This window comes from Evansella cellulosilytica DSM 2522, assembly GCF_000177235.2.
GTDB classification, from domain to species: Bacteria; Bacillota; Bacilli; order Bacillales; family Salisediminibacteriaceae; genus Evansella; species Evansella cellulosilytica.
This window is the reverse complement of sequence record NC_014829.1, coordinates 2,321,392-2,336,459: the sequence shown is the minus strand read 5'-3', so window position 1 is coordinate 2,336,459 and position 15,068 is coordinate 2,321,392. Positions and strand designations below refer to the sequence as shown.

Below are 15,068 nucleotides of genomic sequence, written 5' to 3'. Positions count from 1 at the left end.
AAACAAGCGAAACTAATAAAAAGTATCAAAAGGCATTGTTGAACCTTTTGATACTTTTTTCTAAAATTTTCTTATATCAAATTGATCGGATATCAGTAACCAATTTTGTGGGAATGGTAGACCTAGCTTCCAATAGCTTATACCTCGTAAACCTAATTCCTTTATGAGGTCTATTTTTGCTTGTATGCTTCTAGCATCTTCAAACCATACTTCATGTTCTGCACCACTGTCATCCACGTAAGTAAAAAATGGTGCTTGTGCTTCTGTATCATATTGGATAGGTACATTTTGCTCGTAGGCAATTCTGATTGCCCTATTTGGACTCACTGCTGCAGCATATTGACCACCAGGTACAAACGGTAAGGTCCAATCGTATCCATATAAATTTTGCCCCATCATGATTTTTTCAGCTGGCATTTCGGTTAGTGCATACTCTATGACATCCCTAACTGGTCCTATTGGAGATACAGCCATTGGTGGACCACCGCTATATCCCCACTCGTATGTCATTAATACGACGAAGTCTACTATTTCTCCGTGAGCACGGTAATCATGCGCTTCATACCATTGTCCTGGCTGATCAGCCCTTGTTTTCGGTGCTAATGCGGTAGAAATAAGTAAGCCTTGTTCCCTTAGTCTCGTAGCTGCTTTTTGAAGAAATAAATTATAACGTTCCCGGTCTTCTACTCGTAAATATTCAAAATCAAAGTGAATATCCTCATAACCGACTTCATTAGCAATTCTAATAATTTCATCTAAAAGCGTGTTTTGTGCAGCTTCGTTAGTTAATAAGGCCGCACCTACTTCTTCGCTAAATGCACCTTCCTCTAAATTCGTTATAACCATCATAAGACCTGCATTATTTTCATTTGCTATAGCTGGAATGTTATCTAGTGGTGGTGCTTGTAAAGTACCGTCTCTATTTAACTGGTAACTAAATGGGGCTAAATAAGTTAAATAAGGAGAACGGTTTTGAGCCGCTTCAATTAGTGTACTAGTAACTTCACCACCAAGAGGTTCGATATAAGCGTTTACTTCGGCTGGCGTCTTTGGCCGTGGTGGTATATAAATACGTAGTCCAATTGGTAAAGCAGATTCCATTGGTATTTGGTTTATTTCTGATAATTGCTGTGGAGGGACTCCGAAACGTTGACCAATACTAAATATGCTATCACCTTGCCGCACCCAATAGAAGGAGCCAACAATAGGTATAACAAGACTTTGACCCACAACTAAATTATTTGGATCTTGAATTTCATTTGCTTGGATCAGTTCTTCCATTGAAACAGCATATGCTTGAGCTATACCATAAAGATTTTGTCCCGATTCAACAATGTGAATTTGCATGATTTCACTCCCTTTTGCCGCTAATCTTCATCATTTAAGTTTACGTTCAATGAAGATGTCCCATGATAAATAAAATTGAAATCCCAAAATTTTGTAGTCAACGAGAAGATGTACACCTTGTCCTAAATCTGTTGTATAATTTTATTGGCACAAAAAAAGGAGTAAATGTATGTATAGAAAACTATTCGTTCTTTTTTCAATGGTCATTATCGTAGCCCTACTCGTCCTATATCATGAACCTCTCCTACACTGGGTTCAAAACAACGAACGAGACTATGTCATTGTTACAACTGTCATCGCTACACTCATGTCATTATTTCCTGTTATCCCATATCCACTCGTTGGCGGTGTAGTTGGAGCCGTTTACGGTCCGATATTAGGTGCATTTATCATTTGGATGGGTTCCACTTTTGCATCAATGATATTTTTTGCTATGATCCGTTACGGTGGCTTTGACAAGTTTGGGAATAAAATTCTGCTACGCTATACTATAACAAAAAAAATAACCGTTCTCTTTGAACGTAACGCGTTTATGAGTATAACAGTTTTAAGAATGATTCCTGTTATCCCTTCCATTTTAATTAATGCGTATGCAGCGTTAAGTAGAGTTCCCTTTCTCTCTTATTCAATCGCATCCGGATTAGGGAAGATTCCTGCAATGACACTGTTTGCATTAGTAGGTCATACTATCGTTACAAATCCTATAGAAATTGTATATATGATTCTCATATATGGGGTCTTCATCTCGATTGTATATACAGCATATCGTTATTGGACAAAAAGAATCAATTTACAAATGGAGTCACAAACAAGAAAAAAGCAGCCTTCTGAAATATAGAAGGCTGCTTTTCTCATCTCTTTTATTGGCGTTGTTGACGTAAAGACAAGGATAATCCATTAGTGGTATACGATATTTACAATTCACATTATAAATTCTTCTAGGAAAGAATCTTAGGACAAATAGAAGAATTGTTTTACTTAATACTTATTGAAGTACGTGTTACAATCCCACGAATAGCTCGATATAATAGGAAGCCAATAACCGCACCGGATGTATTCAATATTACATCGTCTACATTTGCCACCCTTTGTGTAAAAATAAATTGGTTTATTTCAATAAAGAATGACAAAATCGTTGCTAAAAAAACTACCGGCATAAAACGAACGGCTTTCTTACTCGTTTTAAACCTCTCCCTGAAGAAGGGGAGTAAAAACCCGAAAGGAACAAAAAGTAAAACATTTCCTAATAAAATGTTTATCTTCATGCTAAGTGTCCCATATTCATATATACGGTAAATACTATAAAAAGGACTTAAATTGTAGTTCCTCCCACCTGGTCCCTCATTCCCCAATGATGCACCATAGTTCCATGCAAAAAGAGTGATGTACAGGAGCACAATTAAATAAATAAATAGTAACCATCCTGCAAATGGGTATCCTTTTTGCTTTTTTGTTTTCTCCCCCAAATAAGACACCTCAAATCATGCGCTAAATACTACATTTATTATCTAATGATTATTCATTTTTGACAAGCTATATTAATCTTTCCTTCATTTTTTTTATCAAAATAATAAATATGGTATTCTCTCTCTACAGCAATTGATGAATGCTTGTCTTTTAATGACACTGTAGTCTCCCTCATAGCTTTAAGGCTGGCTTAATGGTAAAAGAACCTTATAAGCCAGCCTTATTATTTCGTTTATTTACTTCTAATTACTTTCCTTTTGGTGGGATATAATCAGGGTGATCGTTACCCTTCGTGTTCATTTTTTTCCCGTTATTAGAATCACTTTTTCTCGGTTGTGTTCCTAGGTGGTCTGGTCGGAATTTTTGAAATTTCGTAAATTTTGAAGCCATATCCCATCCTCCTTCCATACAATTAATATTGCCTAAAGCAGGACAAGTATGTAAGCTTACAAAATTTACACTATGTTCTCTCATTACGAAAGAAGTCGATCCATATGCTTCTTATCTAATCTTTCTTCAATTTTTTCCAACTCTTTTGGATTCTTCATTAATTCTTGTTTGTTTGCTCTAATTAGTTCATCAAATCGCATTTTCTTCTTATTCATCATTCATCACCTCAATGCGTATTTATAACCATTATTAACCTAATAAAGTTATCTTCATACATCATTGAAGGCGAATTAAACCGTTTGGCTTTCATTTTTCCCACTTATATATACATTTCCAGCATTATCTAGCATCATTAAAAACACTTCTGTAGCATCATTATATCCATGTTGTTTTAACGTACGATGTAACCATGCTCTATCGTGAAACTTCTTCAAATTTGCCTCAATAATAAGACCATCCTCAATAATGACAGAAGGATATCCTTTTGAAACTGGCGATTGTCCCATATCATTCGGTGTTAGAGAGTCATATTTAGATTTTTTGATAACACTTATTTGTCCATTTGACTCAAGGATTGCATAGTCAACCTCCATTAAATCAATGGCATTATTAAACCTTAAGTCCATTAGCAATGAATCGACAGTAACCTTTGCTTTTTGGAGCTCTTCGTGTAAAATGTGCCCTTTCTCAATTAATAAAATTGGTTCATCTTCAATAATTCTTCTATACCTTGGCATTTTTAAAGAAATGTATGATAAAAATAGGTGTATACCGCCTATAAATGCAGCAGCAGCTAACGGTCCACCTAACGGAACTTCTCCATCAGCCAACGGTTCTCCAATCACATCACCAATAATGACACCGAATAGAAAATCAATAGGATTTAATGTAGACATCGAGCGTTGTCCTAATACTTTAATTAATACAAAAACATAGATGTAAACGATACATGCTCTAATAATAAATCCATAAACTGGAAGACCTTCAGCGCCTGTCCAAAAATCAAACATTTTTACACCTACTTAATGTTTTTAGTGATCTTCATGACGTCGCTTCGATTCTACTTCTGCAAACGTTTCTAATTCAGAAGCATGATTTGTCTTCCCTTGTTTCTTTTTATTGTTATTACGTTGTGCGTTAGCATTACCTTTTTTTTGCCTGCCCATCAATATCTTCTCCTTTCAACAGTAAATCATTTATTTGGCTCTTTTCGCATAAATTTTAATTTTACAACGAACGGAGCCATTGCTATCCCTCACCACCCCGATGGATCTTCAGCTCTCAACCTGACTCTCCTATACATGCAACGCTCTGGAGTAGTATAGTCGAGACAACTCGAAGCTTAATCGTGATGTAACGCTCGTCGCTGGAGTCGCCACCTTTCGAATCACCAATTTTAAAAAGCAACATATTTTACGTAAACAGCCATTTATTTTTATTATGATTGGACGTATCAATTACTATGTAATCCTTTAAAAGGAAATAAAGGATTGCATATTTTTTTTAGTGTATGTACATACACTAACTAAAAAGAAAGGAAGAGTGTGTATGAGTCAATTTTTAGATCAACTAAAGCATCTCGGTAAAAGCGTATCAGATCTATTTAAAAAAGAAGAAAAACGTCCAATAAGAATGAAAGAATTAACCAATTTAATTATCGCTAACCCTGAAAGTAAAAAGAAAACAAAAACACTTCTAGGACTTGTCTTTAACTTTTACGTATTAAAACTGGGGGCTATCACATTAAAATTAGAAACGAAGGGGAAAAATGATGACTATATATTAGAATTAACAGCGCTTGATAACGGAGAAACATTATTTTCCTATAAGTCGTATGAGGATAACCACTCTATAAAAGATAAACATTTATTACCTGAATATGTTCATGCCCATTTGTCTGAAATATGATTATTGATATGCATATTTAAAGAGGTTGATTCAAAAGGGCGATTTTTTACCTTTTGAGTCAACCTCTAAGCAATGTGCGTAGCCGCCGCAATCCCTTAAAGACCACTATAAGTGGTTTTTTTATAAGAGAAGTATAAATACCGCCGTGCGTACTAGTGAGAAGAGAACTCACTAGTACTTTAAGAACTACGGCGAAATTCCACTGCTTCTAAGAAAAGACTAAAAACGAGCTTTAAGCTCGTTTTTAGTCTTTTCTTATAGTAGTCGCGGGGTGAGTGGAGTCATTGAAAAAACTTCCAATAGTTTTGAAACAGCCTCTATCTTTTTGTCGTAATGACTATTAAATTGCTTCAGTTAATCAACGGCATTCTTATTTTTTACAAATCGATTAATAATTAAATTGATTGCCCCATCCCCTGTTACATTCGTAGCTGTTCCAAAACTATCTTGTGCCATATACAACGCAATCATTAATCCGATTGCCACTTCATTAAATCCGAGCATCGATGTTAAAACACCAAGAGCTGCCATAATAGCTCCACCTGGAACTCCTGGCGCTGCAATCATTATAATACCTAGCATCGCAATAACAGGAAGCATCTCTATAAAACTTGGCACTGCAGAGCCATTTAACACGACGATTACCGCAACGGCACAGGAAACGATAGTAATAACACTTCCTGATAAATGGATCGTAGCACATAAAGGTACACCAAAGTTTGCGACATCGTCATCTACATCATTTTCCTTTACTTGTTTTAGTGTCACTGGAATTGTTGCAGCGCTACTCATTGTACCTAATGCGGTAAAATAAGCTGGCAGCATTGTTTTTAATAATGAGAATGGGTTGCGTTTCGTAATAGACCCAGCTGTAACATATTGCACAAGTAACCAAACCCAATGAGTCATAATGACAACAACTAATACTACTGCAAACACTTTTAATGTTTCAAAGACAGTACCTTCAGCAGCTAACTGAACAAAAATACCGCCGATATAAAAAGGTAACAACGGAATGATAATTTTTTTAATGGCTAATTCAATAATGTTTTTTCCTTCATCGACAACTTTTTGTAATGTGCTACTATTTGTTTTCGCAATTCCAATACCAAATAGGAAAGCCATTACTAGTGCGGTTATTACCCCCATTAATGGGGCGATTTCTAGACTAAAGAATCCTCCAATACTCGCCTCTTCAGGAATAGTACTTTCAGTAGCATTCAATAGTGGAATTACAGAAATAGCAACGAGAAATGCAAGTATTCCAGCTAAAAAAGTAGATAAATAAGCGGTTCCAACTGTTAACCCAACTATTTTTCCTGAATGTTGACCAAGTTTTGCTATTCCAGAAGCGATAAAAAAGAAAATGATAAATGGGATGATAAAACCAATAAACTGTCCAAAGATATCTTTTAAGGTTACAAAAAGCTGCGTAATAAAAGTAAAATTAATTAGACCAATAACAATACCAGCTATAATTCCTAAAAGTAATTTTAATATTAACTTCATACTAGCCTCCTACTAAATGTTTTTATGTGAATAGTGTCACAATTTAATAATGACTAATAATTCTGTAAAAGACAAGTGTCTTTTTGGTGAATACTTTTCTCCGCATTTTCGATACAAAATATACTAAATAAAAAAAGAGCCCTTATACAGGACTCTTTTTAGCAAAATATTTATTTTACTTCTTGTAAAGCGTTACGAAGTACCATTTGAAGAATACCGCCGTGACGATAGTAATCAATTTCTACTTCACTGTCAAAACGGGCAAGAACTTCAAACGTTGTTTCTTTACCTGATTCTTCATCCTTCGCTACCACTATTACATAATCACGAGGTTTAATGTCATTAGTAACCTTGACTTCGAAATGTTCTTTACCAGTTAAACCGAGTGTATCTGCGTTTTCACCTTCTTTAAATTGAAGAGGAAGCACACCCATAAGCACTAAGTTACTACGATGGATACGTTCGAAGCTAGCTGCAATAACAGTTTTTATTCCTAACAAGTTTGTACCTTTTGCAGCCCAGTCACGCGAACTCCCCATACCATAGTCGTTACCAGCAAGAACTACAAGACCAGTACCTTCTTCTTTATATTTCATACATGCGTCATAAATGGCCATTGTTTCGCCTGTTGGCCAGTATGTCGTATAACCACCTTCAGTTCCAGGTGCTAGTTGGTTTTTAATTCTAATGTTTGCAAATGTACCACGCATCATTACCTCATGGTTACCACGACGAGAACCGTATGAGTTAAAGTCAGCAGGCTTTAAGCCTTTTTCCATGAGATATTTACCAGCCGGGCTGTCTTTTGCAATTGAACCTGCAGGAGATATATGGTCCGTTGTTACAGAGTCACCAAATTTACCAACTGCTCGAAGTCCTTTTAGCTCTTTAACATCCTCAGGCTCAGGAGATAAGTTCTCAAAGAATGGAGGATTTTGAATATACGTTGAATCTTCATCCCACGTATATAGCTCTTCATCTGGAGATTCAAGTTTATTCCACTCTTCATTATCATCGAACACACGCTCATATTCCTTCTTAAATAATTCTGGTGCCACTGCTTTTTCCATTGATGCTTGAATTTCTGCATGACTTGGCCAAATATCTTTGAAATATACATCTTCACCATTTTTCCCTTTACCTAATGGCTCGTTATATACATCAATATCAACTGTTCCAGCTAATGCATAAGCAACTACTAATGGAGGTGAAGCTAAGTAGTTTGCTTTAACTAAAGGATGAATACGTCCTTCAAAGTTACGGTTACCACTTAATACAGAAGCTACTGTAAGGTCATTTTCAGCAATTCCAGCTTCTATTTCGGCTGGTAGTGGACCACTATTTCCGATACATGTCGTACAACCATACCCAACTAAGTTGAAGCCTAATTGATCTAAATAAGGCATGAGCCCAGCATCTTCCAAATAGCCTGTTACTACTTTTGAACCAGGCGCTAAACTTGTTTTTACATACTCAGGAACTTCTAAACCTTTTTCTACTGCATTTTTAGCTAGTAAACCTGCACCGATCATTACATGAGGATTAGAAGTATTTGTACAGCTAGTTATAGCCGCAATAGCTACTGAGCCAGTTTTTAAAGTAGACGCTTTACCATTCGGATGTTGAACAGTTGCTTCTTTATTAATTTCATCTTCTGATAAACCAAAACCTTGATTACCTACTGGTGCTGTTAACGCTTTTCTCCACTCGTCTTTCATATTTGATAGTGGAATTAAATCTTGTGGACGTTTTGGACCAGAAAGGTTAGGCTCGATTGTTGATAAATCAAGTTCTACAACATCAGTAAATGTTGGATCGTCATTCCCTGCTGTATAGAACATACCATTTGCTTTTGTATATTGTTCTACTAAGCTTACTAGTTCTTCGCTTCGACCTGTAAAACGTAAGTAGTTTAATGTTTCGTCATCAATTGGGAAGAAACCACACGTCGCACCATATTCAGGTGCCATGTTTGAAATCGTCGCACGATCTGCAAGGGTCATGTTTGCGATACCAGGTCCGAAGAACTCGACGAACTTACCAACCACTTTTTTCTCACGTAATACTTGTGTTACTTTTAAAGCTAAGTCAGTAGCGGTTGCACCTTCAGGCATGGATCCGACAAATTTCATACCAATTACTTCAGGAACAGGGAAATAAGATGGCTGCTTAAGCATTCCAGCTTCTGCCTCAATACCACCTACACCCCACCCAAGTACACCAAGGCCGTTAATCATCGTTGTATGTGAATCAGTACCAACTAAAGAATCTGGGAATGCTACTACTTCTCCGTCCTTTTCTTCATGTTGGACAACGTTTGCAAGATATTCTAAGTTTACTTGGTGAACGATACCTGTAGCTGGTGGAACTGCTCGGTAGTTATCAAAGGATTTTTGAGCCCAGCTTAAAAACTTATAACGCTCTTCATTTCTTTTAAACTCTAATTCCATATTACGAAGTAGTGAGTTAGCTGCTCCGAATTCATCGACTTGAACTGAGTGGTCAATGACTAAATCTACAGGGATTGCAGGATTAATTTGATTTGGATTTCCACCAAAATCAGCCATTGCTTTTCTTAAAGAAGCAAGGTCAACAACTGCAGGAACCCCAGTAAAATCTTGTAAAATAACACGGGCAGGCTTAAACGGAACGTCGATGTTCTTCACGTCCGCTGTTCCCCATTTAGCAAGGTTTTCAACATGCTCTTCTTTAATTACTTTTCCATCATATTGACGTAACACAGATTCTAAAAGAACTTTTATCGAGTAAGGTAGATTACTAACATTTCCAACTCCAGCCTCTTCGATTGCTTTTAGATCAAAATAAGTGTACGTTTTACCATTAGTTTCAAACGTACGTTTAGAATTGTACAAAGAATCTTTTGCCATATGTATTCCCTCCTATATTTAATATTCTATAATAGAAATTCAAAATTGTCTAAAACCTTTATTCAAAAATTGGACACAAATTCATTATTATGAAATAGTACTCGTAATATGATTCAATATTTTATACTCATATTTCCATTAAAAGTATTCGCTCATAAATTGAAAATGCCCTCCACTAGATTATCATTAACACTTTAGGTTAGTAAATAAATTTGTATAAAAAGGATGTTTATTTCTCATTTTTTTCCTTCTTTAAACCGCTATTTTAAACACAAACTAATCCTGGAGGTGTTAATAATGGAGCAAAAGATGAATACTCGTCCTGGAATGAACGATGCAAAAACACAGGGTGAAGGTGTGTATGAAAAAGGACACGTAAATGATCCGTTAAGCGCTAAACAGCGTCAATTCAACAAAAAAACGAAGAAACGTCAATGATTTAGTGTATAGGGTGATAAAGCTTATTTATTTGTGGGTTCATCTTATAAGCAATGTGCGAGCATACTGCATTCACTAATAAAAGGGCGACCTCAGCAGGGTGGTTTCACCTATTGAGTCGCCCTTTAAACGTGATTACTATTCCTGTAATTGTTGTTTATACTTTGCTACATCGGCAGAATATTTTTCTAATTGTTTTCGTTGATGTTCTGATGCTGTAACATGTGCTTTTTGAATAGCCTGAATTGCTTCATCCAACTCCTGACCAGCTAGTTTTTGCTGGTGACCATAATCTGGGTCTTCGTAATGCATACTTTCAAATGCTTCTTGCAATTGTACGTAAGCTTGTTGTGCAGCTTCAAATGCTTGGCGTTTATTTTTATGGTATGGCATTTTTGCTCCCCCTCTTAACATATAACTTCACATTTATTTTTATCAGAAAATAAGAAAAAATACTTACCATTGTTTGTGCAGCATGAATTATTTTTTTACGAGAAAAATAAATGATGTGCTTGAAGCTGATGAAAAAATCATTTTCAGCTGTAGTCTACCCGATAAAGGAGATGTGACATATGACAGAAAGAAACACTTATAAAGATCAACGAAGAAATTCACCTAAAAACCACCATAGTGCAAGCCAACCTGCACCTTTGTCTGGCTCCCACAAAGTAAAGAAGCGAAATCAAGTATCACAAACTAACGGTGAGGGATAAAATGAAAAGGGGACTCAAAAATTTCATTTGAGTCCCCTTTTCATGTCATAAATTTTGATCTGTCGCAGACAATTAATTGAAAAGCCTTGAATTACTATAATAGTGTGTATAACGAGTGTAGCTATTCCTTTATTTACTGTAGTTTATCTCTATTACTACATACTTTTTTTACAGACTCTAATAATACATCAATTTCTTCTGTAGTAATCGTGCGAAAATCGATGAAAACATGTCCGTCTTTCATACGTGTAATTACGGGAGTTTCCCCGCCTCTTAACTTTTTCTCGAGTTGATTAGCTGAGTAATGCTCTGATTTTAAAATTACACCATATGTTTGTAGTTTTTCTGTAGGCATCGTTCCTCCACCAACATAAGAGAAATCACTCGCTATTTCTCCGCCTACATTACTGTTTTGATTTAAATTTTCTAAAAATGTCATTGCTTTTGATAAAACATCATCCTTTGATTGCAGGACATCTCTTATCGTAGGTATTTGTAGCTCTTGACCAAATAAATACTGTTGTAGCGTCGCTTCTAATGCAGCTAGTGTCATTTTATCTACCCTTAACACTCTCGCTAGTGGATGTTTTTTCAATTTATTTATTATATCTTTCTTTCCTACTATAATGCCTGCTTGTGGACCACCAAGGAGCTTGTCCCCACTAAAAGAAACAACATCTGCATGCTTTAACGCCTCTTTCACTACCGGTTCGTCACCGATACCATTATGCTGAAAAGGGTAAAGTGAGCCACTTCCTAAATCTTCATAAATAATTATTTCTTTATTTGTTTGTTGGGTAATCTTTTTAAGGCCTTTAGATGAAACTTCCTTTGTAAATCCAACCGTTTTAAAATTACTCGTATGTACTTTCATCAGCATTTTTGTTTCATCAGTAATAGCGTTTTTGTAGTCAAATTCGTGGGTTTTATTTGTAGTCCCAACTTCTACTAGTTTTGCTCTACTTTCTTCCATAATCGTTGAAACACGAAAAGAACCACCAATTTCAACTAATTCTCCCCTAGATACGATAACTTCCTTATCTTGACAAAGTGCTTTTAATATAAAGTAGACTGCAGCGGAATTATTGTTTACTACCATGGCGGCTTCGCTGTTTGTCACTTTTAATAACAGGTCTTGAATAATATCATGGCGTGAGCCTCTCTCTCCCTTCTCTACATCATATTCAAGGGTACTATAATTCGCTGATGTTTCAACAACTCGTTTCATTGCAGTTTCACTGAGACGTGCTCTACCTAAATTTGTGTGCAACACAGTTCCAGTACCATTAATTACTTTTTGGAGCCTGAATGGAGAAAAATGATTGGATTGTTTTATTAAGTATTCCGTAATTTTCCGTATATGGTCTATTCTCGATACATCTTCATAATTTTCTCGATTATTTAAAATATCTTTTCTCGTATTCTCAATAGAAGCTTTAATCCAATTATTTAATATAAGTGTCGGAATATCATTGCTAAGTTTTTTATATACGTCCGTTTTCTGCACTTCATGCATAGCAGGGATTGATCGAATTGGTTGTGTCATTTCATTTCCTCTCCAATTTCATTATTTTTCCATACATCATTTTTGCGATTATGAACATCATAAATAGTGTAGAAGGGATCAATGATTCCTTTTACGAGAGATACAGCAACTAAGGGTTCATCATTCGTAAGACCTTGAGGGGTGGTTCGCTTGTACTTGTAACGAGCAACAAACATTCAAGGATTAAAAAACGAAATGATAAATGAGGTGTTGGCGAAAGACAAACATCGACTTTACCCCAGACGAAGCGAGTATCTCTAAAGGAGAGTGGCCTATTCGGCCACTCTTTTTTTAGTATACATAATTATTTAGTTCAAATAAAAAAATGAAAAATTTTCCAAACATTAATTTCTTATAGAAGGACATCATAACTAGTGTAGAGGGAGTCAATGATTCCTTTTACGAGAGTGATACAGCGTCAAAGGGATTTATCGTAAAAAAACCTTGAGGGGTGGTTCGCTTGAACAAGTAACAAGCAACAAACATTCAAGGAAAATAATACGATAATAAATGAGGTGTTTCCAGAAGATTAACATCGACTTTACCCCAGATGAAGCGAGTATCAACTCTAAAGAAAAAGAGTGGTCTATACGGCCACTCTTTTTTTCTTTTATGAAATGTCTCGTTGTTTTTTAACTAACGTTGAACTCTGCGAATCCCTAACAGAAATTTTTAGCATTAGCTTCGTATGATGACCTTCATCTGCTCGGTTTCTATTTTTCGGGTAGCATAGGCTTCGTATGATGACCTTCATCTGCTCGATTTCATTTTTTTGGGTAGCATAGACTTCGTATGATGACCTTCATCTGCTCGATTTCTATTTTTCGGGTAGCATAGACTTCGTATGATGACCTTTATCTGCTCGGTTTCTATTTTTCAGGCAGCATAGACTTCGTATGATGACCTTCATCTACTCGGTTTCGTTTTGTCGGGTAGCATAGACTTCGTATGATGACCTTTATCTGCTCGGTTTCTATTTTTCAGGCAGCATAGACTTCGTATGATGACCTTCATCTACTCGGTTTCGTTTTGTCGGGTAGCATAGACTTCGTATGATGACCTTTATCTGCTCGGTTTCAATTTTTCAGGCAGCATAGACTTCGTATGATGACCTTCATCTGCTCGGTTTCGTTTTGTCGGGTAGCATGCTCGGTTTCAATTTTTCAGGCAGCATAGGCTTCGTATGATGACCTTCATCTGCTCAACTTCGTTTTGTCGGGTAGCATAGCCTTTGTATGATGACCTTCATCTGCTCAATTTCAATTTATCGGGTAGCATTAGACTTCGAACAACACTCGTCATTTGCTTTCCTACGTTCTTATCTATTTCGTTCCGTACACTTCATTTACTTCACAATTACTATAATAAAAAAGACCTCGAAAAACGAGGTCTTTTTTTAACTTGATTCCATTATTTTAATTATTTCTTCAGTAGATGGAAACTGACCTGTTTCCAATTTTGAATAAACTTTTTCACCGTTAACAAACACTTCAAATGCACCACCTGAACTTGCAACTAAGTTTAGGTTTGTAATGTTTGCTCGGAAATGATTAAATAGCTCTTCTGCGAAACTCGCAGCTTTAGGTGCATAGTTTCACTGTTGGCAAAATTCAACTGTCATTTTGTAAGCCATGTGACATGTCCCCTTTATAAATTTTTTGTGCTTAGTACAAGTACATTCTATAATAGCATTGTAAATAAATCAAAAATAATACTTCTCATTACTTCCATTTAGACAAACTCGTTCTCTTTATGTAATGTATTAGTAAAGGAGGTGTTTTCATTGGATCAACACGATAAGCAATTTAGATTAACAGCTATGTCCTCAAAGGCTGGTTGAGGATGTAAAATTGGTCCTAGTGACCTGGCGCAGGTACTGCGCCATTTACCGAAGTCAAATAATGATGAGCGTTTACTCGTAGGTCATGAAACATCAGATGATGGTGGTGTCTACAAGTTGACCGATGAAATTGCACTTATTCAAACTGTCGATTACTTTACACCTATTGTTGATGATCCATACATGTTTGGTCAAATTGCAGCTGCAAATGCGTTAAGTGATGTGTATGCAATGGGCGGTATTCCGAAAACGGTTCTTAATATCGTTGGTTTCCCTATAAAAAAATTACCTCACGAAATGCTTGCTCAAATTTTAAAAGGGGCTGCTCATAAAGTCGATGAGGCTGGTGCCGTGATTGCAGGTGGACATTCTATTGATGATCAAGAACCGAAATTTGGATTAAGTGTAACTGGAGTAGTACACCCTGAACGCATTTTTAAAAACGTTGGTGCACAGCCAGGTGATGCACTCGTTCTTACTAAACCAATTGGTGTTGGAATTCTAACTACAGGTATAAAACGAGACAAAACAAGTGTGGAACAAACAACCGCTGTGACAGAGACGATGGCAGAGTTAAATCGCATCGCATGTGAAACGTTACAATCGTTCACTCCTCACGCTGTAACAGATATTACGGGGTTTGGGTTAATGGGCCATGCTTTTGAAATGGCAAGTGGCAGTAAGGTTAGCTTCGATATACTGTTTGATCATGTGCCTTTGCTAAACGGAACGAAAGAGCTTGCACACCAAGGTGTCATTCCAGGAGGAAGTAAAGCAAATTACGCTTGGTTAAAGGAAAAAATTTCCTTTGAGTCGTCTCTTACTGACATTGACCACCTCATTCTATGTGACGCTATTACATCGGGGGGCCTTCTTATTAGTTTACCGAAGGAACAAGCTGAACAATATGTGCAACAATTAAACGAAAACGCTGTTTCTAAAGCTACTATCATCGGTACCGTACATGAACCGAAAGAAAAACAAATTTATGTGAAGTAGGTCATTACCATAACAAAATAGAG

16 protein-coding genes are annotated in these 15,068 nt (G+C 36.3%); 5 read left to right on the top strand and 11 right to left on the bottom strand.

Annotated elements, in window-relative coordinates; translation table 11 throughout:
• Nucleotides 1–60: 60 nt before the first annotated feature.
• Nucleotides 61–1,347 (bottom strand): glycoside hydrolase family 18 protein, encoded by a 1,287-nt coding sequence (locus tag BCELL_RS10680; protein WP_013488746.1) that lies wholly within the window; start codon nucleotides 1,345–1,347, stop codon nucleotides 61–63.
• A gap of 169 nt (nucleotides 1,348–1,516) precedes the next feature.
• Here BCELL_RS10680 and BCELL_RS10675 point away from each other — a divergent pair, with 169 nt between their 5' ends.
• Nucleotides 1,517–2,185 carry a TVP38/TMEM64 family protein gene (locus tag BCELL_RS10675; protein ID WP_013488745.1) on the top strand — a complete coding sequence of 223 codons (669 nt, stop codon included), beginning with the start codon at nucleotides 1,517–1,519 and terminating at the stop codon, nucleotides 2,183–2,185.
• 136 nt (nucleotides 2,186–2,321) lie between these two features.
• Here the strand turns inward: BCELL_RS10675 and BCELL_RS10670 are convergent, their stop codons facing one another.
• The 5 genes from BCELL_RS10670 to BCELL_RS23190 form a co-directional block, all read right to left on the bottom strand.
• Complete coding sequence (locus BCELL_RS10670; protein WP_425357458.1) at nucleotides 2,322–2,822, bottom strand: VanZ family protein; 501 nt, start codon at nucleotides 2,820–2,822, stop codon at nucleotides 2,322–2,324.
• A 238-nt stretch (nucleotides 2,823–3,060) separates the two neighbouring features.
• Nucleotides 3,061–3,204, bottom strand: coding sequence for an acid-soluble spore protein N (locus BCELL_RS10665; protein WP_041808221.1), 144 nt, complete (start codon nucleotides 3,202–3,204; stop codon nucleotides 3,061–3,063).
• A gap of 83 nt (nucleotides 3,205–3,287) precedes the next feature.
• A complete protein-coding gene (locus tag BCELL_RS22135; RefSeq protein ID WP_013488742.1) occupies nucleotides 3,288–3,422 on the bottom strand; it encodes an FbpB family small basic protein in 135 nt (44 codons plus the stop codon).
• Nucleotides 3,423–3,494: 72 nt separating this feature from the next.
• Nucleotides 3,495–4,214 carry a DUF421 domain-containing protein gene (locus tag BCELL_RS10660; RefSeq protein ID WP_013488741.1) on the bottom strand — a complete coding sequence of 240 codons (720 nt, stop codon included), beginning with the start codon at nucleotides 4,212–4,214 and terminating at the stop codon, nucleotides 3,495–3,497.
• Between the two features lie 21 nt (nucleotides 4,215–4,235).
• Nucleotides 4,236–4,370: a hypothetical protein gene (locus BCELL_RS23190; RefSeq protein ID WP_013488740.1), complete on the bottom strand. Its 135-nt coding sequence runs from the start codon at nucleotides 4,368–4,370 to the stop codon at nucleotides 4,236–4,238.
• A 382-nt stretch (nucleotides 4,371–4,752) separates the two neighbouring features.
• Here BCELL_RS23190 and BCELL_RS10655 point away from each other — a divergent pair, with 382 nt between their 5' ends.
• Nucleotides 4,753–5,112 (top strand): hypothetical protein, encoded by a 360-nt coding sequence (locus BCELL_RS10655; protein WP_013488739.1) that lies wholly within the window; start codon nucleotides 4,753–4,755, stop codon nucleotides 5,110–5,112.
• A 354-nt stretch (nucleotides 5,113–5,466) separates the two neighbouring features.
• On the opposite strand, the gene BCELL_RS10650 is transcribed toward BCELL_RS10655, so the two are convergent.
• Entirely contained in the window at nucleotides 5,467–6,621 is a 1,155-nt protein-coding gene (locus tag BCELL_RS10650; protein WP_013488738.1) for a dicarboxylate/amino acid:cation symporter, read from the bottom strand.
• Nucleotides 6,622–6,791: 170 nt separating this feature from the next.
• Nucleotides 6,792–9,509 (bottom strand): aconitate hydratase AcnA, encoded by a 2,718-nt coding sequence (gene acnA, locus BCELL_RS10645; RefSeq protein ID WP_013488737.1) that lies wholly within the window; start codon nucleotides 9,507–9,509, stop codon nucleotides 6,792–6,794.
• 297 nt (nucleotides 9,510–9,806) lie between these two features.
• Here acnA and sspO point away from each other — a divergent pair, with 297 nt between their 5' ends.
• Entirely contained in the window at nucleotides 9,807–9,947 is a 141-nt protein-coding gene (gene sspO / locus BCELL_RS22130; RefSeq protein ID WP_013488736.1) for a small acid-soluble spore protein O, read from the top strand.
• Between the two features lie 138 nt (nucleotides 9,948–10,085).
• Here the strand turns inward: sspO and BCELL_RS10640 are convergent, their stop codons facing one another.
• Nucleotides 10,086–10,340 carry a hypothetical protein gene (locus BCELL_RS10640; RefSeq protein ID WP_013488735.1) on the bottom strand — a complete coding sequence of 85 codons (255 nt, stop codon included), beginning with the start codon at nucleotides 10,338–10,340 and terminating at the stop codon, nucleotides 10,086–10,088.
• A 179-nt stretch (nucleotides 10,341–10,519) separates the two neighbouring features.
• On the opposite strand from BCELL_RS10640, the gene BCELL_RS10635 reads away from it, so the two are divergent.
• Entirely contained in the window at nucleotides 10,520–10,660 is a 141-nt protein-coding gene (locus BCELL_RS10635) for a small acid-soluble spore protein P (protein ID WP_013488734.1), read from the top strand.
• Nucleotides 10,661–10,793: 133 nt separating this feature from the next.
• On the opposite strand, the gene selA is transcribed toward BCELL_RS10635, so the two are convergent.
• Together selA and BCELL_RS23290 are read right to left on the bottom strand one after the other, a co-directional pair.
• Nucleotides 10,794–12,206: an L-seryl-tRNA(Sec) selenium transferase gene (gene selA / locus BCELL_RS10630; RefSeq protein ID WP_013488733.1), complete on the bottom strand. Its 1,413-nt coding sequence runs from the start codon at nucleotides 12,204–12,206 to the stop codon at nucleotides 10,794–10,796.
• Nucleotides 12,207–13,602: 1,396 nt separating this feature from the next.
• Entirely contained in the window at nucleotides 13,603–13,839 is a 237-nt protein-coding gene (locus tag BCELL_RS23290) for an Rdx family protein (protein ID WP_013488732.1), read from the bottom strand.
• Nucleotides 13,840–14,025: 186 nt separating this feature from the next.
• Here BCELL_RS23290 and selD point away from each other — a divergent pair, with 186 nt between their 5' ends.
• The gene (gene selD, locus BCELL_RS10625; protein ID WP_081457380.1) at nucleotides 14,026–15,045 is read left to right on the top strand and encodes a selenide, water dikinase SelD; all 1,020 of its coding nucleotides are present in this window, start codon (nucleotides 14,026–14,028) and stop codon (nucleotides 15,043–15,045) included.
• Nucleotides 15,046–15,068: the final 23 nt, after the last annotated feature.